Raw genomic sequence first — 19,173 nt, 5'->3', positions numbered from 1 at the left:
TATTTTGCTGAATCCGATCGTTCGTAAATTCCAGTACGGTCAACATACCGTTACGCTGGAAACCGGGATGATGGCGCGTCAGGCCACTGCTGCCGTTATGGTTAGCATGGATGACACCGCAGTATTCGTGACCGTAGTAGGGCAGAAAAAAGCCAAAGCGGGCCAGGACTTCTTCCCATTAACGGTTAACTATCAGGAGCGTACTTACGCTGCTGGTCGTATCCCGGGCAGCTTCTTCCGTCGTGAAGGCCGTCCGAGCGAAGGCGAAACCCTGATTGCGCGTCTGATTGACCGCCCGGTTCGTCCGCTGTTCCCGGAAGGCTTCGTTAACGAAGTTCAGGTTATTGCTACTGTCGTTTCCGTTAACCCGCAGGTTAACCCGGATATCGTGGCGATGATCGGTGCTTCCGCCGCGCTGTCTCTGTCTGGTATTCCGTTTAACGGCCCAATCGGCGCAGCACGTGTGGGTTATATCAATGACCAGTACGTACTGAACCCGACTCAGGATGAACTGAAAGAAAGCAAACTGGATCTGGTGGTAGCGGGTACTGAAGCTGCCGTACTGATGGTTGAATCTGAAGCTGAACTGCTGAGCGAAGATCAGATGCTGGGTGCCGTGGTCTTTGGTCACGAGCAGCAGCAGGTTGTTATTCAGGCGATCAACGATCTGGTGAAAGAAGCCGGTAAACCGCGTTGGGACTGGCAGCCAGAAGCTGTTGATGCTGCGCTGAACGCCCGTGTTGCCGCCCTGGCGGAATCTCGCCTGAGCGACGCTTACCGTATCACCGACAAACAGGAACGTTATGCTCAGGTTGATGCTATCAAATCTGAAGTTATCGCCAGCCTGGTTGCCGAAGATGACGCCCTGGACGCTAACGATCTGGGCGACATCCTGCACGCTATCGAGAAAAACGTCGTTCGTAGCCGCGTACTGGCAGGCGAGCCGCGTATCGACGGTCGTGAAAAAGACATGATCCGTGGTCTGGACGTGCGCACCGGCGTACTGCCGCGTACTCACGGCTCCGCACTGTTCACCCGTGGCGAAACGCAGGCGCTGGTTACCGCAACCCTGGGTACCGCACGTGACGCGCAGAACCTCGACGAACTGATGGGCGAGCGCACCGACAGCTTCCTGTTCCACTACAACTTCCCTCCGTACTCCGTGGGCGAAACCGGTATGGTTGGCTCGCCGAAGCGTCGTGAAATTGGTCACGGTCGTCTGGCGAAACGCGGCGTGCTGGCAGTGATGCCAGAAGCAGACAAATTTCCGTACACCGTGCGTGTGGTGTCTGAAATCACCGAATCCAACGGTTCCTCTTCCATGGCTTCCGTGTGCGGTGCTTCCCTGGCGCTGATGGACGCAGGCGTGCCGATTAAAGCGGCCGTTGCGGGTATCGCGATGGGTCTGGTGAAAGAAGGCGACAACTTTGTTGTTCTCTCTGACATCCTGGGCGATGAAGATCACCTCGGCGATATGGACTTCAAAGTAGCGGGTTCCCGCGAAGGTATCTCTGCGTTGCAGATGGATATCAAAATTGAAGGTATCACCAAAGAGATTATGCAGGTGGCGTTGAACCAGGCTAAAGGTGCACGTCTGCACATCCTGGGCGTGATGGAACAGGCGATCAACGCACCGCGTGGCGACATTTCTCAGTTTGCTCCGCGTATCCACACTATCAAGATTAGCCCGGACAAGATCAAAGACGTTATCGGTAAAGGCGGTTCTGTTATCCGTGCTCTGACCGAAGAAACCGGCACCACCATCGAAATCGAAGATGACGGCACCGTGAAAATCGCGGCGACCGACGGTGAAAAAGCGAAATTCGCTATTCGTCGTATCGAAGAGATCACCGCAGAAATCGAAGTGGGCCGTATCTATAACGGTAAAGTAACCCGCATCGTTGACTTCGGTGCCTTTGTTGCCATCGGTGGCGGTAAAGAAGGTCTGGTTCACATCTCTCAGATCGCCGACAAGCGCGTTGAGAAAGTGACCGACTATCTGCAAATGAACCAAGAAGTCCCGGTGAAAGTTCTGGAAGTTGACCGCCAGGGCCGTATCCGTCTGAGCATCAAAGAAGCAACTGAGCAGTCTCAGCCTGCGAATGCACCGGAAGCTCCGGCTGCTGAACAAGGCGAGTAAGGTTGCCATTGCCCTCTGCTACGGCAGAGGGCTAATTCGTTGGCTGGACGCCTTGTTTGCCACTGGGGAACGGGACGTTCATCCTTTTGTTGTCTTCGGGAGTGGGAAATGAAGCCTTTTTTGCGCTGGTGTTTCGTGGCAACAGCTCTTACGCTTGCTGGATGCAACAGTTCCAACTGGCGTAAAAGTGAAGTCCTCGCAGTACCATTGCAACCGACTTTACAGCAGGAAGTGATTCTGGCACGCATGGAACAAATTCTTGCCAGTCGGGCTTTAACCGATGACGAACGCGCACAGCTTTTATATGAGCGCGGAGTGTTGTATGATAGTCTCGGTCTGAGGGCCTTAGCGCGAAATGATTTTTCACAAGCGCTGGCAATCCGACCAGATATGCCTGAAGTATTCAATTACTTAGGCATATATTTAACGCAGGCGGGCAGTTATGATGCCGCCTATGAAGCGTTTGATTCTGTACTTGAGCTTGATCCAACTTACAATTACGCGTACTTGAATCGCGGTATCGCCCTGTATTACGGCGGTCGCGACAAGTTAGCGCAAGATGATCTGCTGGCGTTTTATCAAGACGATCCCAATGATCCTTTCCGCAGTCTGTGGCTTTATCTTGTTGAGCAGAAGCTTGATGAGAAGCAGGCAAAAGAAGCGTTGAAGCAACGCTTTGAGAAATCGGATAAAGAACAATGGGGATGGAACATTGTCGAGTTCTACCTGGGCGACATTAACGAATCCGCGTTAATGGGACGACTCAAGGCGGACGCAACGGATAACACCTCGCTCGCTGAGCATCTCAGTGAAACCAACTTCTATTTAGGTAAGTATTACCTAAGTCTTGGGGACAAGGACAGCGCTACGGCACTGTTCAAACTGGCGGTGGCTAACAACGTTCATAACTTTGTTGAGCACCGATACGCATTGTTGGAATTATCGCTCCTGGGCCAGGAGCAAGATGACCTGGCAGAATCGGACCAGCAATAGCTGACGAACATACATTAGCCCGAATTTTTTGATTGCCATCACCTTTACGGGTGAGGGCGTTGTTGTTCGTTAATACACCTACTTTGAGCCGGTTCACACTTTTCAATGAAAATTGCAGATCAATTTCATGATGAGTTATGTAGACTGGCCGCCATTAATATCGAGGCACTTGTACTACATGGCTGAATTCGAAACCAATTTTGCAGATCTGGGCCTGAAGGCTCCTATCCTTGAAGCCCTTACCGATCTGGGTTACGAAAAACCATCTCCAATTCAGTTGGAGTGCATCCCGCACCTGCTGAATGGTCGCGACGTTCTGGGTATGGCCCAGACGGGTAGCGGTAAAACCGCAGCGTTCTCTTTACCGCTGCTCAACAATCTTGATTCCGATCTGAAAGCACCTCAGATTCTGGTGCTGGCACCGACCCGCGAACTGGCGGTTCAGGTTGCTGAAGCAATGACGGATTTCTCTAAACACATGCACGGCGTGAACGTGGTAGCCCTTTACGGCGGCCAGCGTTATGACGTGCAGCTGCGCGCCCTGCGTCAGGGACCACAGATCGTCGTCGGTACGCCGGGCCGTCTGCTGGACCACCTGAAACGCGGTACGCTGAACCTGTCCAACCTGAGTGGACTGGTACTGGACGAAGCCGATGAAATGCTGCGTATGGGCTTCATCGAAGACGTTGAAACCATCATGGCGCAGATCCCGGCTGACCATCAGACCGCGCTGTTCTCCGCGACCATGCCGGAAGCGATTCGTCGCATTACCCGCCGCTTTATGAACGAGCCGCAGGAAGTGCGCATTCAGTCCAGCGTAACCACTCGCCCGGACATCAGCCAGAGCTACTGGACGGTGTACGGCATGCGTAAAAACGAAGCGCTGGTGCGTTTCCTGGAAGCGGAAGATTTTGATGCGGCGATTATCTTCGTGCGTACCAAAAACGCGACCCTGGAAGTGGCTGAAGCGCTGGAGCGTAGCGGCTATAACAGCGCCGCGCTGAACGGTGACATGAACCAGGCGCTGCGTGAGCAGACTCTGGAGCGTCTGAAAGACGGTCGTCTGGATATCCTGATCGCCACCGACGTTGCGGCCCGTGGCCTGGACGTTGAGCGTATCAGCCTGGTCGTTAACTACGACATCCCGATGGACTCTGAGTCTTATGTTCACCGTATCGGCCGTACCGGTCGTGCGGGTCGTGCTGGCCGCGCATTGCTGTTCGTTGAGAACCGCGAGCGTCGTCTGCTGCGCAACATTGAACGCACCATGAAGCTGACTATTCCGGAAGTGGAACTGCCGAACGCAGAACTGCTGGGTAAACGCCGTCTGGAAAAATTTGCTGCTAAAGTTCAGCAGCAGCTGGAAAGCAGCGATCTGGATCTTTACCGTGGACTGCTGGCGAAAATCCAGCCGACCGCAGAAGGCGAAGAGCTGGACATCGAAACGCTGGCTGCCGCGCTGCTGAAAATGGCGCAGGGCGAACGTTCTCTGATCGTACCGCCTGATGCACCGATGCGTCCTAAGCGTGAATTCCGTGACCGTGACGACCGCGCGCCGCGCAGCGATCGTAACGATCGTGGCCCGCGTGGCGACCGTCCGGAACGTGGTGGTGAAGACCGTCCGCGTCGCGAACGTCGTGACGTTGGCGATATGCAGCTGTACCGCATTGAAGTGGGCCGTGATGATGGCGTTGAAGTTCGTCATATCGTTGGCGCTATTGCTAACGAAGGCGATATCAGCAGCCGTTACATCGGTAACATCAAGCTGTTTGCGTCTCACTCCACCATCGAACTGCCGAAAGGCATGCCGGGTGAAGTGCTGCAACACTTTACGCGTACTCGCATTCTGAACAAGCCGATGAACATGCAGCTGCTGGGCGATGCTCAGCCGCATACCGGTGGCGAACGTCGTGGCGGTGGTCGTGGCTTTGGCGGCGAGCGTCGTGAAGGTGGCCGTAGCTTCGGTGGTGAACGTCGTGAAGGCGCTGCCCGTCCGGAAGGTCGTCGTTTCAGCGGCGAACGTCGTGAAGGTCAGGGTCGTGCGCCGCGTCGCGATGATTCTGCACCGCGTCGTGACGACTCCTCCAGCCGTCGCCGTTTCGGTGGTGATGCGTAATTTACGCTAGCATCGTAAAGTAATCTGTACAGCCCCGGTCTCAACCACCGGGGCTTTTTTTATTCCATTTGTACTCATGTACTGGTACAGTGCAACACGCTTCACCAGGAGAAGTGATTTTTACCGGAGAAAAAACCAGATGGCTACGCTTACGACCACACAAACCTCAACCTCGCTGCTCAGCGGCGTGGTGATTATCGGCGGCACGATTATTGGTGCAGGCATGTTCTCTTTGCCGGTGGTGATGTCCGGCGCGTGGTTCTTCTGGTCGCTGGCGGCGCTGGTCTTTACCTGGTTTTGTATGCTGCATTCCGGTCTGATGATCCTTGAGGCGAACCTGAACTACCGCATTGGTTCCAGCTTCGATACCATCACCAAAGATTTACTCGGCAGGGGCTGGAATGCGGTGAACGGTGTTTCTATTGCCTTCGTGCTGTACATTCTGACCTACGCCTATATTTCCGCCAGCGGCTCGATCCTGCATCATACTTTTGCTGAGATGTCGCTGAACGTGCCGGCGCGCGTGGCGGGCTTTGCCTTCGCCCTGCTGGTGGCGTTTGTGGTATGGCTGAGTACCAAAGCGGTCAGCCGGATGACGGCGATTGTGCTGGGGGCGAAGGTGATTACTTTCTTCCTGACCTTCGGTAGTCTGCTGGGGCATGTCACGCCGACGACGCTGTTTAACGTGACCGAAAGTCACGCCTCCTATACGCCGTATCTGCTGATGACGCTGCCGTTTTGTCTGGCCTCCTTTGGCTATCACGGTAACGTGCCAAGCCTGATGAAATACTACGGCAAGGACCCGCGCACCATTATCCGCTGCCTGGTCTACGGTACCCTGCTGGCGCTGGGCCTCTATATCGTCTGGCTGCTGGGAACGATGGGCAACATCCCGCGTCCGGAATTTATCGGCATCGCGCAAAAGGGCGGCAATATTGATGTCCTGGTTCAGTCGCTGAGCGGCGTGCTGAACAGCCGCAGCCTGGATCTGCTGCTGGTGATTTTTTCCAACTTTGCGGTCGCCAGTTCCTTCCTCGGCGTAACCCTGGGACTGTTTGACTATCTGGCGGATCTGTTTGGCTTTGACGACTCGGCCAGCGGACGCTTTAAAACCGCGCTGCTGACCTTTATCCCGCCGGTGATTGGCGGGCTGCTGTGGCCGAACGGTTTCCTGTACGCCATCGGCTATGCCGGACTGGCGGCAACCATCTGGGCGGCGATCGTCCCGGCACTGCTGGCGCGCGCCTCGCGTCAACGCTTTGGTAGCCCCAAATTTCGCGTCTGGGGTGGCAAGCCGATGATTGCGTTGATTCTGCTTTTCGGCGTTGGTAACGCGCTGGTGCATATTCTGTCGAGCTTTAATTTATTGCCGGTGTACCAGTAGTAAACAACAGTAAAGGGGCGTCGTGCCCCTTTACTGTTGTCGGCCCGGGAAACATCGTGCCGCCGGGCAACATGTGCCTTACCCCAACAAGTCTTCCTTCACTTCCATTGCCAGATCAAACGAATGCAGACGCGCCTGATGATCGAAAATCTGGCCGTTGACCATAATCTCATCCGCGTCGGTTTCGCGCAGAATCGATTGCAGACCGTGACGGACTTTCGCTTTATCGCCCACCAGCGACATACTCAGCGCCTGCTGCACGCCGTATTGCTCGGACGGCGACCAGAAGGTGTCCATGTTCTCAATCGGCGGCGGAAGCTGGCCGGTCTCCCCGCGACGCAGTTTAACGAATGCCTGCTGCATTGAGGTAAACAGGAATTCGGCATCGCGATTGCTGTCAGCGGTGACGATATTAATGCACACCATCGCGTAGGGTTTCTCCAGCCGCGCGGAGGGCTTGAAATTGGTGCGATAGAGATGCAGCGCCTGGAATAGCATATCCGGCGCAAAGTGGGAGGCAAAGGCAAACGGCAGGCCAAGCTGGGCAGCAAGCTGGGCGCTATACAGGCTGGAGCCTAACAGCCACACCGGGATTTTCTCGCCGTAGCCCGGAACCGGACGTACCTGCGGGTGAGGGTCGCGGGCGTCAAACCACTCCACCAGCTCGTTAACATCGCGCGGGAAGTTATCGATATCGCCGCTCATATGGCGACGCAGGGCGCGCATGGTCGGTTGATCGCTACCCGGTGCCCGGCCAAGACCTAAATCAATACGTCCCGGATAGAGCGTATTCAGCGTGCCGAACTGTTCGGCGATCACCAGCGGGGAGTGATTTGGCAGCATCACGCCGCCGGAGCCAAGATGTAATGTGGTGGTATTGGCCGCCAGATAGCCAATCAATACCGAGGTCGCCGCGCTGGCGATCCCGGTCATATTGTGGTGTTCCGCCAGCCAGTAGCGGTGATAGCCACGCTTCTCCGCCAGCTGTGCCAGCGCCAGTGAATGCGAGAAGGCTTCTCTGGCCGAGGAGCCTTGCGGGATCGGTGCGAGATCCAGCACCGAAAAGGGGATCTGTTTATCAGTCATAACGGCTCACTTTGTTACCGGTTAATCTTTTAATACTGCATTAAGATTTCATTATAGTTGTTAACAAAGTGAGCTTTTTTACGCTTGCAGCTCCAGGCCAGCCAGTCGTTTCCAGTAACCATTGCAATCGCTATGTGGCGCAAGTGCAAGCGGTGCCTCACCCGTTTCATTAGCCCGGAAGGCGTCCAGCATGGCAAATGTCTCCGTGCCCAGCGGTGACAGACGGACCATATCCACCAGACCTTTCATCGACGTCAGTTCATTGCCGAGGTTATACACATAGCCGCTCATGGTCTGAATGCCGTTGAGCACGAAGACCTGCTGATTTTCCTGCGACAGCACGCTGCGCCCGTTAGGGTACTTAATGCAGCAGGTTTCACACTCATCTTTCGGGCGGTCTTCCGAACGGGCGGTGAAGCAGCGCGCGGAATAGGCCAGCGGCAGATGGCCATAGCTAAGGACTTCAACCTCAAACTGCTGGCGAATGCCCAGATCGTCGCACTGGGTGAGCAGGTTAATCAGCCAGTCGCGGGAGAGTTCCACCGGCATACACCAGCGCACCATGCCCTGTTTCAGTAGCAGGTTCAGCGTTACCGCGTTATAGCAATTGAGCGCGTGCCCGGCGACGAACGGTAGCTTACGTTCGGCGCACAGATTCACCACGCCCAGGTCGCTGGCTTCCAGCAAAAACTCGCCGTTGTCGACGTAACGCTTCAACTCGCCCAGTTCTGACGATGCCTGCACCAGCGCCAGCGTGGATATCACCACTTGTTTGCCGCTGCCCGCCAGCGTCTTCGCCATCTCCAGCCAGTCACCGACTTTAGTGGCCCGGCGTTTGCTGCATACTGCTTCACCGAGGTAGATGGTATCGGCGCTGCTGCTGGCGGCCTGCTGGTAAAAATCTTCCAGCGTCTCTTTTGACCAGTAATAGAGGACGGGTCCGAGTGAGTATTTCATATGATTTCCTACTGCCATTTACGGTGATACGCGCCGAGGGTGGTCTGCGTGCCTTCGGACATCGCGCCCAGCGTCTCCATCCATGCGCGTTGCGGGGCATAATCCTGCGGCGAGGCTATGCAGCGATCGATAGCCTGCCGCCAGACTTTTGTCACCTGGCTGACGTAAGCCGGGCTGCGCTGGCGTCCTTCGATTTTCACCGAGGCGATATTCGCGCCCAGCAATTCCGGCAGCAGTTCCAGCGTGTTGAGGCTGGTCGGCTCCTCCAGCGCGTGATAGCGCTCGCCATCGACCAGATAGCGACCTTTACACAAGGTTGGATAGCCCGCGTTTTCTCCGTCCTGATAACGGTCGATCAGCACTTCATTCAGGCGCGACTCCAGCCCCTGCGGGGTTTGCTGCCAGCGGACAAAGCGCGCGGGAGAGCACGCCCCAACGGTATTCGGCGACTCGCCGGTCAGGTAAGAGGAGAGGTAGCATCGACCCTCCGCCATAATGCACAGGCTGCCGAAAGCAAACACCTCCAGCGGAACCGGCGTCACGCGGGCTAACTGCTTCACCTGATGAATGGAAAGTACGCGCGGCAGCACCACGCGGGCCACGTCAAAATGGCGATGATAGAAACGGATTGCCTCTTCATTAGTGGCCGATGCCTGGACTGAGACGTGGCGCTCAATATGCGGATAGCGTTCAGCGGCATACTCAAGCATCGCCAGATCGGCGAGGATCAGCGCGTCAGCCCCTAGCTGGGCCGCCATATCCACCGCACGTTGCCAGCGGGCATAGCCGTCCGGGTGAGCAAAAGTGTTAATAGCGATGTGCAACTTGCGGCGATGTTGGTGTACGAAGCTTACGGCTTCCTGTAATTTTTTCTCGGTAAAGTTAAGCCCGGCAAAGTGACGGGCATTGGTATCATCTTTTAGCCCGATATAGACCGCGTCAGCGCCGTTTTCGATAGCCGCCTTAAGCGCCGGGAGATTACCGGCAGGACAGAGGAGCTCCATAAAATTTCCTGAACGTTGCACCCCTTGCGGGTCGCAAATTGTTAACGAACTGGAATTTTAGTTAACCTGACCGCGACAATTTTTGATTTGAGGCAGTTAATCGCGTATTGATGATGCCAATAATAACGTCTTCATAACGTAATTGTTGATTTACGCCGCCATGTCGTTTATCTGATATGGCAGAATGATGGAATTATTGGATTGAGGGAGTAAAGCTCGTGTTGGATAAACTGCGTTCACGCCTGGTTCACCTTGGCCCGTCTTTGATGAGTGTGCCAGTAAAACTGACGCCCTTTGCCCTTAAGCGTCAGGTGCTGGAACAGGTGCTACGCTGGCAATTTCATCAGGCGCTGGCGGATGGGGAGCTGGAGTTCCTTGAGGGCCGCTGGCTGAGTATTGAGGTGCGCGACATCGGCCTCAGATGGTACACCTCCGTTGACCACGGGCGTCTGATTGTCAGTGAAACGGCTGAAGCCGATGTCAGCTTCAGCGCCGATGCCAGCGATTTGCTGATGATCGCCGCGCGTCGTCAGGACCCCGATACGCTTTTCTTCCAGCGCCGTCTGGTCATTGAAGGCGATACCGAGCTGGGGCTGTATGTGAAGAACCTGATGGACGCCATCGAACTGGAGCAGATGCCAAAGGCATTGCGCACGATGCTGCTGCAACTGGCGGACTTTGTTGAGGCGGGGCTGAAAACGCCGCCGGAAATCCCAAACAGATCGGTAGGTGAACCATGCTGATTCGCGTTGAAATTCCCATTGATGCGCCGGGCATCGATGCCCTGTTACGTCGCGCTTTCGCAAGCGATGCTGAAGCCAGGCTGATTCACGATTTACGTGAAGACGGTCTTCTCACCCTGGGTCTGGTCGCTACTGACGACGAAGGGCAGGTGGTTGGCTATGTGGCGTTCAGTCCGGTCGACGTCGAAGGCGAAGATTTGCAGTGGGTAGGGCTGGCACCGTTGGCCGTCGATGAAAACTACCGTGGGCAGGGGCTGGCGCGTCAGCTGGTTTACGAGGGACTCGATTCCCTGAATGAATTTGGCTACGCCGCCGTAGTGACGCTGGGCGATCCGGCATTTTACAGTCGCCTGGGGTTTGAATCCGCGTCGCAGTACGATTTACGCTGCCGCTGGCCTGGCAGTGAAGATGCGTTTCAGGTACACCGCCTCGCCGATAACGCGCTGGAGAATGCGCATGGGCTGGTTGAGTATCACGAGCACTTTAATCGTTTTTGATCAGGCTGGTTAGCAGAATATCTCCGGCGACGAGGCGTTCTTTCTGGCGCTTCGTAAGCTGTTTTATCCGGTATTCCAGGCGTAGTGCCAGCGACCGTTCACCCACCTCTTCAGAAAACGCCAGCGTTAATTCACCTTTTCCGCGCAGGGCTTTTGCGCCTTTCCCGGTTTGATGCTGCACAAAGCGACGCGCGACATCGGTGGTGATGCCGGTGTACAGCGCATTCTTTTGCGTTCGGATGAGATACAGATACCAGCACACGGTGTCATGTCAGTATGTTAAGGTGAACGCACCATAACATAAGGGAGAGCCAGGATGGAAACGCTTGCTGCTATTAGCCGCTGGATTGCCAGACAGCATGTTATTACCTGGTGCGTGGCTCGCGACGGCGAGCTGTGGTGCGCCAATGCGTTCTACATTTATGACGCGCAAGATGTTGCTTTCTATGTGCTAAGCGAAGATAACACCCGCCACGCGCAAATGAGCGGACCTCGCGCTCCTGTCGCCGGCACCATTAATGGGCAACCGAAAACCGTGGCGCTGATCCGTGGCGTGCAGTTTAAAGGTGAGATTCGCCGTCTGGAGGGGAAGGAAAGCGAGGCCATACGCGCCCGCTATAACCATCGCTTTCCGGTGGCCAGAGTGTTATCTGCACCCGTCTGGGAAATCCGCCCTGACGAGCTAAAGTTCACCGACAACACGCTGGGCTTTGGTAAAAAACACTACTGGCTACGCGACTCAGGCCCCGAGCAGACGTAATGCTTCCCGGTTGAAGGCAGGCAAATCATCCGGTGTGCGGCTGGTGACCAGCTGATCTTTGTCCACCACCACTTCCTGATCGAAGAATTCGGCTCCGGCGTTTTTCACATCAATCACGATGGGCTTAACGGCGGTGAGCTTGCGGCCACGTACCACTTCGGCGCTGATCAGTAGCTGCGGGCCGTGACAAATGGCGAACACCGGTTTGCCGCTGTTGATGAACTCGCGGGTGAAGGTGACAAAGCGGTCGTCGCCGCGCAGAGAATCCGGTGAATGCCCGCCGGGCAGCAGCAACGCATCAAACTCTTCCGGGCTGACATCATCGATGCTTTTGTCGATCTTCACACTGGCTTCGCCCTGTTTACCTTTTACGGTTTTACCGGCTTCTTTCTCAATGGTGATAACCTCATGCCCGGCCTTTTTGTAGGCCTCTGCCGGAGAGGTAAATTCTGAATCTTCAAACTCGTCGGTGATCAAGACCGCTATTTTCTTGCCCATACTTCCTCCGTTGTCTGGTTTCAGATCATTTCTCTGAAAATGGTAAATACTTACCGTAGACAGTTAAGTGTGGTGCAGACGCGCGAGATTGCAACACGGACAAATCCGCATATCGGAAGGAGAGCGTAATGAGTCAGGTTTTACTCACCGGTGCGACCGGGCTGGTCGGCGATCATCTGCTGCGCATGTTACTCCAGGAGCCACGCATTGACGGCATCGCTGCGCCGACGCGACGCCCGCTGAAGGATATCTCCGGCGTCTTCAATCCTGTCGATCCGCAGTTGACCGATGCGCTGGCGCAGGTGACAACGTCGGTGGATATCGTTTTCTGCTGCCTCGGAACCACCCGGCGGGAAGCTGGCTCGAAAGAGGCTTTCATTCATGCGGATTATACGCTGGTGGTGGATACCGCACTGACAGGGCAACGTCTGGGGGCAACGCATATGCTGGTGGTCAGCGCTATGGGAGCCAATGCCAGCTCACCTTTTTTCTATAATCGGGTAAAGGGCAAGATGGAAGAAGCGTTGATGGCCCAGCACTGGCCGCGGCTGACCATCGCCCGTCCCTCCATGCTGCTGGGCGATCGTGAAAAACACCGGACGAATGAATCGCTGCTGGCCCCGATCTTTAAACTGCTGCCGGGTAACCTGAAATCGATCAATGCACGGGATGTAGCACGGGCTCTACTTATCAACGCGCTGGCAGATGAGGAGGAATCGGTAACGATTCTTTCATCGTCTGCGTTACGAGAAATTGCGGCGCGTAATAACGATTAATAATTTCCATAAATATTTCGACCAGCGTACTATGCCCCGGCTTATCTAAAACCATAAATTTTCCCGGGGAATGTTATGACTGGTCAGTCTTCATCTCAATCGGCTCTGTCACGTCAGTGGTGGAAGCCTGCGCTTTTTTTTCTCGTTGTTATTGTTGGTCTCTGGTATGTGAAATGGCAGCCTTATTACGGTAAAGCATTCACTGCCGCCGAAACTCACAGTATCGGTAAATCAATCCTTGCTCAGGCCGATTCCAGCCCGCTTCAGGCGGCGTGGGATTATGCGCTGGTCTATTTTCTCGCGGTATGGAAAGCCGCCGTACTCGGTGTGATCCTCGGATCGCTGGTACAGGTGCTGATCCCGCGTAACTGGCTGCTGCGCACCCTGGGCCAGCCTCGCTTTCAGGGAACGTTGCTGGGGACGATTTTTTCGCTGCCCGGCATGATGTGCTCCTGCTGCGCGGCACCGGTGGCTGTCGGGCTGCGCCGTCAGCAGGTGTCGATGGGCGGCGCACTGGCATTCTGGATGGGTAATCCGCTGTTGAACCCGGCCACGCTGGTGTTTATGGGATTTGTGCTCGGCTGGCAGTTCGCGCTGGTGCGTCTGGTTGCCGGGCTGGCGATGGTGCTGATTGTCGCCACGCTGGTGCAGCGTCTGGTGAAAGATACGGCGCAAACCACCACGGTCACCATCCCGGATGCCACCGTGGAGGGAAGTTTCTTTTCCCGCTGGGGACGGGCGCTATGGACGCTGTTCTGGAATACCATCCCGGTTTATATTCTGGCGGTGCTGGTACTGGGCGCGGCCCGCGTGTGGCTATTTCCGCATGCCGATGGCGTGGTGGGGAATACCCTCTTCTGGGTCGCGGCGATGGCAATTGCGGGCTGTCTGTTTGTGATCCCGACTGCCGCTGAAATCCCGATTGTGCAGACCATGATGCTGGCCGGTATGGGCACGGCTCCCGCGCTGGCGTTGTTGATGACGCTACCGGCAGTCAGCCTGCCATCGCTGGTGATGCTGCGTAAAGCGTTTCCGGCAAAGGCGCTGTGGCTAACCGGAGGGCTGGTGGCCGTGGGCGGCGCGATTGTTGGTGGTATTGCGCTGTTATAAGGCCATGCCGGATGACCTGTCGCCGCTACGGCATCGTTGTCATGCCGGGTGGCGGCTTCGCCTTACCCGGCCTACGGGCTGGTGCTGTTTGTAGGCCCGGTAAGCGCAGCGCCACCGGGCAAGGTGGCACGGCGTCAGCGCCTGAATGGTCGCGTTACCGGGTGGCGGCTTCGCCTTACCCGGCCTACGGTCTGGTGCTGTTCGTAGGCCCGGTAAGCGCAGCGCCACCGGGCAAAGTGGCACGGCGTCTGCGCCTGAATGGTCGCGTTGCCGTGTGGCGGCTTCGCCTTACCCGGCCTACGGTCTGGTACTGTTTGTAGGCCCGGTAAGCGCAGCGCCACCGGGCAAAGTGGCACGGCGTCTGCGCCTGAATGGTCGCGTTGCCGGGTGGCGGCTTCGCCTTACCCGGCCTACGGTCTGGTGCTGTTCGTAGGCCCGGTAAGCGCAGCGCCACCGGGCATGAGGGGTACGGCCTCACAACGAGGCTGCCTGTTACTTAATAAACGTAAACGCGGTTGTGACGTGTTTCACGCCGCTCACCCGGCTGGCCATATCCGCTGCGGCTTTCGCTTCGGCATCCGTCACCAGCCCCATCAGGAACACTTCGCCGTTTTCGGTCGTGACCTTCACGTTAGAGGATTTCACCTGATCGCTCGCCAGCAGCTGAGAGCGGACCTTGGTGGTGATCCACGTATCGTTAGACGCGGTCCCTAAACCAATCGGGCTGCCCTGGCGGATCTCGTTAAACACTTCCGTTGCACCGTCCACGCCCATCGCGATCTGCTTCGCGCGCGAGGAGAGGTCGCTATTCGGTGCCTGGCCGACCAGCAGAACCTTGCCCTGATACGCCGTGACGTTAATGCGCGCCTCTTTTTTGATTTGCGCGTCTTTAGCCAGCGCGCTGTTGACGCGGAGTTCCAGCGTTCCATCGTCTACCTGAGTGCCCACGGTGCGAGGATCGGTTGCCGCTTTGGTTCCCACGGCGGCCGTGCCGACAACCGCCGCAGCTACGCACCCCTGCAAAAGCAGCGCGGAAATAAGGACTGCGAGGGGCGAAAATGCCTTCATGTGTACTCCTTAATCGTCCTGGTGAGGAAATAGCGTATTATCAATCAGATCGCATAAACAGTTGACCGTTAACATGTGCATCTCATGAATGCGCGCGCTGCGGTGAGAAGGGATGCGGATTTCAACGTCCTGCGGTCCCAGCAGCCCGGCCAGTTCGCCGCCGTCGTAGCCGGTCAGGGCAACGATAGTCATATCGCGCGTGACCGCCGCTTCCACCGCTTTCACAATATCGCGGCTATTGCCGCGCGTTGAAATAGCCAGCAACACATCTCCGGCATGGCCCAACGCCCGAACCTGCTTGGCGTAGATCTCATCATGCAAACGGTCGTTAGCAATCGCGGTTAAGACCACGTTATCGGTATTAAGTGCCATTGCGGGTAAACCTGGACGTTCAGTCTCGAAACGGTTGATCATGCTGGCAGCAAAATGCTGTGCGTTGGCGGCGGAGGTTCCATTACCACAGCAGAGAATTTTGTTGCCGTTAAGCAGCGACTGCACCAGCGTCATGGCCGCGCGGGAAATGGCATCAGGCAGCGCTTCCGCCGCGGCAATTTGAGTCTGAATGCTTTCAGTGAAGCACACTTTAATTCGTTCGAGCACAGTATCCCTTAACTATCAGGTTTATTCGCCAAAGGCGTTTTTTAGCCATTCAATGTGGCTGCCGTCGCAGGCTACCACATCAAACCGGCAATCCACAGTATCAAAACTCCCATTCTGACGGGCGAGCCACCAGCGGGCAGTCTGTAATAATTTGTGTTGCTTACTTCTGCTCACGCTGGCGGCCGCACCACCGTAAAAGGTGCTGCGGCGATAACGGACCTCAATAAAGACTGTCACCGTCCCGTCACGCATGATCAAATCAATCTCACCGCCGCGCATCCTTACGTTGGCGGCGATAAAACGCAGTCCTTTGCCTTCAAGCCAGCGACGCGCTTTTTGCTCCCACGCGTCGCCAATTTGCTTACGGGTTAATTCGCCGGAACAATCTGTCCCTGTTGGTATTTGAGCCATGATAACTTCCTGTTAATCACACAATCGCTGCTGGCGGTCAGATCGCCGGTGTTGCCGCTGAGTTCAAAACCCTGGACCTGACGCATCTGCGAGAAATTATTCGCCAGCGACCAGGCGTCTGCGCCCATCGCATACAGACGCGCCAGCGAGTAGTCGTTATGTACCGCCGCCAGCGCCTGTCGCATCAATTCCGGATTACTGCCCGCCAGCATCGGGATTTCACTGTATTGCAGACCTTCCATTTCCAGACGGAAATCCGCGCCTGCGGTGCCCTGCGCGCTACGCGAACTGGCGTACAGCGTAACCCCGCTCTGGCTACCGTTGCGCATGGCGATCATCGGTTTGATGAAGCCAATTTCTTCCGGCGTTGCCAGAATATAAGCGGCATCCACGCGACCACCGGAGATTTCTGCATCCGTTGGCGGTGCCGGGATAGTCAATCCGGCAACCGTCACGCTCTGCTGCGGCTGACTGGCGCTCACCGGGCTACCGGTTAAGGCAATGCCGGAACCGCCGACGGATGCACGCAGTTCGGAAGCAGAACCAAATTTCTGCTCCAGCACCGTGCCGCCGCCCTGTTTCTGCCACTCGTCAGCAAACGCATTGGCCACCCGATCGCCCAGCCCGCTGCGCGGGATCAGCACCAGTGGAGCCTGTTTGCCCTGCTGGTGGATAAAGCGTGCGGCATCGCGCGCTTCGTCTTCTGGAGAGAGCGCGAAATAACAGATATTAGGGCGATTTTCCACCGCTTCCGGCTGGTTAAGCGCCAGTACATTCAGGGACGTATTGCTCTTCACCAGTTCATCGACGTTGTTCTTCAGCAACGGTCCCACCACGATGCTGGCACCATCCTGCTGGACCTGCGCCAGGATCTGACTTAAGGGCTGAGAAGAGGTGTCGTAGATTTTCAGTTCGGCAGAGGGATTGGCCGATGTGGCGGCAACGGCCGTGGTTTGTGGTGCCGGGGTCGGTTGGACTGGCGCAGGAGCCTGATCCGGCGTGGCTGCCTGAGTTTCGGCAGGCGTCGCGCTTTGCGTTGCCGGAGCCTGAACTGGTGCTGCCGCCTCGTTGCCCGGAGCCTGTACCGGCGTTGCCGCTTCATTCCCCGGAGCTTCAACCGGTGCCTGCTGTGCCGTTGTCAGATCGTTAACTTCCGCCTGTGACGGGCTGATGACGCCGTTATCCGCCGAGGCCGCCTGCGCGACCTGTTGCGGCACCGCGCTTCCATCAACCTGGGGCGCGCCGTTTTTCGCGGCTTCAAACCCTTGCTGTATAGTACGGCCATAAATAGCCGCCTGGCCGTTTAATGGCAGCAGCAGTGCAATCCGGTTGGTGGACGCGGGTTTAAAATTCTGCACATTCACCAGCTGGGAAGGTAGCATTTTCGCCCCCGGATTTTGCGGGTAGCGTTTCTGCCAGTCGGCAATCCCGGCCTTCATCATGTCCGGATCGTTGCGGTTATCAAACCAGACGCGCTGCAAGTCCAGCCAGCCCTGTAACACGTTTTCGTTAGCATTGATGACCAGCGCCTGCGCCTGCTCCGGCGTCATGGCGGAGAGCGCCTGCCAGGTAGCGTCGATATTGGCCTGCTTCTCTTTTGCCGCCAGCAGCGGCTCCTGGGCAATCAGCGAACGCAGCAGTTCCAGAGAGGGGCGTCCCTGAAGACTGGTGATAGCGGCCTGCCAGAAGCGGATCTGTTGATTTTTGTCTAAATCCCCTGGATTTATTTTCCCCATCAACGCCTGCGCGCCGGGATAATCCTGCTGCGCTACCTTCAGTTCCGCTGCCAGTAACGCCTGCTCCCGACGCTGCGCATCGCTTAATTGCGACGGTAACTGATTGAGAAGTTCCATCGCCTGCTGACTCTTACCTTCCTTCAGCAGGGCACGAATGGCGAGTAATTGCCAGTTGGTCTTGCTATTATCTGAGCTTTGCTGCATCTGCTGTAGGTAATAGCCGGAATCAGCCTGCGCCGTCCCCTCAAGATGGGCCGTGCTCTGATCGGACGTTTGAGTGCCACAACCAGCGAAAATCAGGGCTGCCAGAATGACCGGCAGGCCGCGAGCGGCTTTCGAACGAAGAAGCGTTGACAGTACCATACTGTATCCAGTGATATTTTTATTCGATGCTCAATATTAAATCGGCAATACGGACTAAACAATGAAACAACACCAATCGGCGGATAATTCTCACGGTCAGCTCTACATTGTACCGACTCCCATCGGTAATTTAGCTGATATCACGCAACGTGCGCTCGCCGTATTGCAGGATGTTGACCTGATTGCAGCGGAAGATACGCGCCATACCGGCTTGCTGCTTCAGCATTTTGCCATTAACGCCCGTCTGTTTGCACTGCACGATCACAACGAGCAGCAAAAAGCTGAAACGCTGGTGGCGAAGCTGAAAGAAGGGCAGAACATCGCGCTGGTGTCGGATGCCGGTACGCCGCTGATTAACGATCCGGGCTATCACCTTGTGCGTACCTGCCGCGAAGCGGGCATTCGCGTCGTCCCGCTGCCCGGTCCGTGTGCCGCCATCGCCGCGTTGAGCGCGGCGGGGCTGCCGTCCGATCGCTTCTGCTACGAAGGGTTTCTGCCCGCCAAATCAAAAGGCCGTCGCGATGCGCTGAAAGCGCTGGAAGAAGAGCCGCGCACGCTGATTTTTTATGAGTCCACTCACCGTCTTCTGGATAGCCTGGAGGATATCGTCGCCGTGCTGGGCGAATCTCGCTATGTGGTGCTGGCGCGCGAGCTGACCAAAACCTGGGAGTCCATTTACGGCGCGCCCGTTGGCGAACTGCTGGCATGGGTGAAAGAGGATGAAAACCGGCGTAAAGGCGAGATGGTGCTGATTGTCGAAGGCCATAAAGCGCAGGAGGAGAGTCTGCCTGCTGATGCGCTACGAACCCTGGCGCTATTACAGGCAGAGTTGCCGCTCAAAAAAGCGGCTGCCCTCGCCGCGGAGATCCACGGCGTGAAGAAAAACGCGCTGTATAAATATGCGCTGGCGCAGCAGGAATAATATTCACCC

21 protein-coding genes are annotated in these 19,173 nt (G+C 56.4%); 12 read left to right on the top strand and 9 right to left on the bottom strand.

Translation table 11 applies throughout. From position 1 onward, the window contains the following. Window positions 1-4 precede the first annotated feature (4 nt). The 5 genes from pnp (at window position 5) to mtr (ending at window position 6,633) form a co-directional block, all read left to right on the top strand. Window positions 5-2,140, top strand: a complete 2,136-nt coding sequence (gene pnp, locus INT84_RS12660) for a polyribonucleotide nucleotidyltransferase (protein WP_194207082.1) — start codon at window positions 5-7, stop codon at window positions 2,138-2,140. 108 nt (window positions 2,141-2,248) lie between these two features. Further along, the gene (nlpI, locus tag INT84_RS12655) at window positions 2,249-3,133 is read left to right on the top strand and encodes a lipoprotein NlpI (protein ID WP_194207081.1); all 885 of its coding nucleotides are present in this window, start codon (window positions 2,249-2,251) and stop codon (window positions 3,131-3,133) included. Between the two features lie 105 nt (window positions 3,134-3,238). After that, window positions 3,239-3,319, top strand: a complete 81-nt coding sequence (gene yrbN, locus INT84_RS12650; RefSeq protein ID WP_100249910.1) for a protein YrbN — start codon at window positions 3,239-3,241, stop codon at window positions 3,317-3,319. After that, window positions 3,312-5,249, top strand: coding sequence for a DEAD/DEAH family ATP-dependent RNA helicase (locus tag INT84_RS12645; protein WP_194207080.1), 1,938 nt, complete (start codon window positions 3,312-3,314; stop codon window positions 5,247-5,249). Before yrbN ends, INT84_RS12645 begins: the two co-directional genes overlap by 8 nt. A gap of 139 nt (window positions 5,250-5,388) precedes the next feature. Continuing rightward, window positions 5,389-6,633, top strand: coding sequence for a tryptophan permease (gene mtr, locus INT84_RS12640; RefSeq protein WP_194207079.1), 1,245 nt, complete (start codon window positions 5,389-5,391; stop codon window positions 6,631-6,633). Between the two features lie 78 nt (window positions 6,634-6,711). Here mtr and INT84_RS12635 read toward each other — a convergent pair whose 3' ends face one another. The 3 genes from INT84_RS12635 to INT84_RS12625 form a co-directional block, all read right to left on the bottom strand. Further along, window positions 6,712-7,719: a luciferase-like monooxygenase gene (locus INT84_RS12635; RefSeq protein WP_194207078.1), complete on the bottom strand. Its 1,008-nt coding sequence runs from the start codon at window positions 7,717-7,719 to the stop codon at window positions 6,712-6,714. Between the two features lie 78 nt (window positions 7,720-7,797). Next, a complete protein-coding gene (locus tag INT84_RS12630; protein ID WP_194207077.1) occupies window positions 7,798-8,676 on the bottom strand; it encodes a U32 family peptidase in 879 nt (292 codons plus the stop codon). Window positions 8,677-8,684: 8 nt separating this feature from the next. Further along, window positions 8,685-9,680: a peptidase U32 family protein gene (locus INT84_RS12625; protein ID WP_194207076.1), complete on the bottom strand. Its 996-nt coding sequence runs from the start codon at window positions 9,678-9,680 to the stop codon at window positions 8,685-8,687. 218 nt (window positions 9,681-9,898) lie between these two features. Between INT84_RS12625 and INT84_RS12620 the strand changes: the two genes are divergently transcribed. Next, window positions 9,899-10,423: an SCP2 domain-containing protein gene (locus INT84_RS12620; RefSeq protein ID WP_194207075.1), complete on the top strand. Its 525-nt coding sequence runs from the start codon at window positions 9,899-9,901 to the stop codon at window positions 10,421-10,423. Further along, on the top strand, window positions 10,417-10,920 hold the full coding sequence (locus INT84_RS12615) for a GNAT family N-acetyltransferase (RefSeq protein ID WP_194207074.1): 504 nt from the start codon (window positions 10,417-10,419) through the stop codon (window positions 10,918-10,920). Before INT84_RS12620 ends, INT84_RS12615 begins: the two co-directional genes overlap by 7 nt. Here the strand turns inward: INT84_RS12615 and INT84_RS12610 are convergent. After that, window positions 10,907-11,182, bottom strand: coding sequence for a GIY-YIG nuclease family protein (locus INT84_RS12610; protein ID WP_194207073.1), 276 nt, complete (start codon window positions 11,180-11,182; stop codon window positions 10,907-10,909). The two genes, INT84_RS12615 and INT84_RS12610, sit on opposite strands and share 14 nt — an antisense overlap. Window positions 11,183-11,236: 54 nt before the next feature. Here INT84_RS12610 and INT84_RS12605 point away from each other — a divergent pair, with 54 nt between their 5' ends. Next, window positions 11,237-11,680 (top strand): YhbP family protein, encoded by a 444-nt coding sequence (locus tag INT84_RS12605; RefSeq protein ID WP_194207072.1) that lies wholly within the window; start codon window positions 11,237-11,239, stop codon window positions 11,678-11,680. Here INT84_RS12605 and INT84_RS12600 read toward each other — a convergent pair. After that, entirely contained in the window at window positions 11,660-12,178 is a 519-nt protein-coding gene (locus INT84_RS12600; protein WP_194207071.1) for a type 1 glutamine amidotransferase domain-containing protein, read from the bottom strand. The genes INT84_RS12605 and INT84_RS12600 overlap by 21 nt on opposite strands. 128 nt (window positions 12,179-12,306) lie before the next feature. Here INT84_RS12600 and INT84_RS12595 point away from each other — a divergent pair, with 128 nt between their 5' ends. From INT84_RS12595 to INT84_RS12585, 3 genes are all read left to right on the top strand, one after another. After that, window positions 12,307-12,954, top strand: a complete 648-nt coding sequence (locus tag INT84_RS12595) for an NAD(P)H-binding protein (protein WP_194207070.1) — start codon at window positions 12,307-12,309, stop codon at window positions 12,952-12,954. 75 nt (window positions 12,955-13,029) lie between these two features. Then, window positions 13,030-14,064 carry a permease gene (locus INT84_RS12590; RefSeq protein WP_194207069.1) on the top strand — a complete coding sequence of 345 codons (1,035 nt, stop codon included), beginning with the start codon at window positions 13,030-13,032 and terminating at the stop codon, window positions 14,062-14,064. 11 nt (window positions 14,065-14,075) lie between these two features. Next, window positions 14,076-14,384 carry a hypothetical protein gene (locus INT84_RS12585; RefSeq protein WP_194207068.1) on the top strand — a complete coding sequence of 103 codons (309 nt, stop codon included), beginning with the start codon at window positions 14,076-14,078 and terminating at the stop codon, window positions 14,382-14,384. A 172-nt stretch (window positions 14,385-14,556) separates the two neighbouring features. Here the strand turns inward: INT84_RS12585 and dolP are convergent, their stop codons facing one another. The 4 genes from dolP to INT84_RS12565 are packed head-to-tail and all read right to left on the bottom strand — an operon-like array spanning window position 14,557 to window position 18,242. After that, window positions 14,557-15,132, bottom strand: coding sequence for a division/outer membrane stress-associated lipid-binding lipoprotein (gene dolP / locus INT84_RS12580; protein ID WP_176919818.1), 576 nt, complete (start codon window positions 15,130-15,132; stop codon window positions 14,557-14,559). A gap of 9 nt (window positions 15,133-15,141) precedes the next feature. Then, a complete protein-coding gene (gene diaA / locus INT84_RS12575) occupies window positions 15,142-15,732 on the bottom strand; it encodes a DnaA initiator-associating protein DiaA (protein ID WP_103676689.1) in 591 nt (196 codons plus the stop codon). A 21-nt stretch (window positions 15,733-15,753) separates the two neighbouring features. Beyond that, complete coding sequence (locus INT84_RS12570; protein ID WP_194207067.1) at window positions 15,754-16,143, bottom strand: YraN family protein; 390 nt, start codon at window positions 16,141-16,143, stop codon at window positions 15,754-15,756. Continuing rightward, window positions 16,101-18,242 carry a penicillin-binding protein activator gene (locus INT84_RS12565; RefSeq protein WP_194207066.1) on the bottom strand — a complete coding sequence of 714 codons (2,142 nt, stop codon included), beginning with the start codon at window positions 18,240-18,242 and terminating at the stop codon, window positions 16,101-16,103. Before INT84_RS12565 ends, INT84_RS12570 begins: the two co-directional genes overlap by 43 nt. A gap of 61 nt (window positions 18,243-18,303) precedes the next feature. On the opposite strand from INT84_RS12565, the gene rsmI reads away from it, so the two are divergent. Next, window positions 18,304-19,164 carry a 16S rRNA (cytidine(1402)-2'-O)-methyltransferase gene (rsmI, locus tag INT84_RS12560; protein WP_194207065.1) on the top strand — a complete coding sequence of 287 codons (861 nt, stop codon included), beginning with the start codon at window positions 18,304-18,306 and terminating at the stop codon, window positions 19,162-19,164. The last annotated feature ends 9 nt before the right edge of the window (window positions 19,165-19,173 follow it).

The organism is Superficieibacter sp. 1612_C1 (genome assembly GCF_015234305.1).
Classification (GTDB): domain Bacteria; phylum Pseudomonadota; class Gammaproteobacteria; order Enterobacterales; family Enterobacteriaceae; genus Superficieibacter.
Note: the sequence above shows the minus strand (reverse complement) of the source record. Positions and strands in the feature narration are given on the sequence as shown.

Bases quoted from the DNA above. Each gene is read 5' to 3' on its own strand.
- rsmI (WP_194207065.1), top strand. From the start codon at position 18,304: ATGAAACAACACCAATCGGCGGATAATTCTCACGGTCAGCTCTACATT.
- INT84_RS12565 (WP_194207066.1), bottom strand. From the start codon at position 18,242: ATGGTACTGTCAACGCTTCTTCGTTCGAAAGCCGCTCGCGGCCTGCCG.
- INT84_RS12595 (WP_194207070.1), top strand. From the start codon at position 12,307: ATGAGTCAGGTTTTACTCACCGGTGCGACCGGGCTGGTCGGCGATCAT.
- INT84_RS12635 (WP_194207078.1), bottom strand. From the start codon at position 7,719: ATGACTGATAAACAGATCCCCTTTTCGGTGCTGGATCTCGCACCGATC.
- INT84_RS12605 (WP_194207072.1), top strand. From the start codon at position 11,237: ATGGAAACGCTTGCTGCTATTAGCCGCTGGATTGCCAGACAGCATGTT.
- INT84_RS12585 (WP_194207068.1), top strand. From the start codon at position 14,076: ATGACCTGTCGCCGCTACGGCATCGTTGTCATGCCGGGTGGCGGCTTC.
- dolP (WP_176919818.1), bottom strand. From the start codon at position 15,132: ATGAAGGCATTTTCGCCCCTCGCAGTCCTTATTTCCGCGCTGCTTTTG.
- INT84_RS12630 (WP_194207077.1), bottom strand. From the start codon at position 8,676: ATGAAATACTCACTCGGACCCGTCCTCTATTACTGGTCAAAAGAGACG.
- yrbN (WP_100249910.1), top strand. From the start codon at position 3,239: ATGAAAATTGCAGATCAATTTCATGATGAGTTATGTAGACTGGCCGCC.
- INT84_RS12645 (WP_194207080.1), top strand. From the start codon at position 3,312: ATGGCTGAATTCGAAACCAATTTTGCAGATCTGGGCCTGAAGGCTCCT.
- nlpI (WP_194207081.1), top strand. From the start codon at position 2,249: ATGAAGCCTTTTTTGCGCTGGTGTTTCGTGGCAACAGCTCTTACGCTT.
- INT84_RS12625 (WP_194207076.1), bottom strand. From the start codon at position 9,680: ATGGAGCTCCTCTGTCCTGCCGGTAATCTCCCGGCGCTTAAGGCGGCT.
- mtr (WP_194207079.1), top strand. From the start codon at position 5,389: ATGGCTACGCTTACGACCACACAAACCTCAACCTCGCTGCTCAGCGGC.
- INT84_RS12590 (WP_194207069.1), top strand. From the start codon at position 13,030: ATGACTGGTCAGTCTTCATCTCAATCGGCTCTGTCACGTCAGTGGTGG.
- INT84_RS12615 (WP_194207074.1), top strand. From the start codon at position 10,417: ATGCTGATTCGCGTTGAAATTCCCATTGATGCGCCGGGCATCGATGCC.
- INT84_RS12600 (WP_194207071.1), bottom strand. From the start codon at position 12,178: ATGGGCAAGAAAATAGCGGTCTTGATCACCGACGAGTTTGAAGATTCA.
- INT84_RS12570 (WP_194207067.1), bottom strand. From the start codon at position 16,143: ATGGCTCAAATACCAACAGGGACAGATTGTTCCGGCGAATTAACCCGT.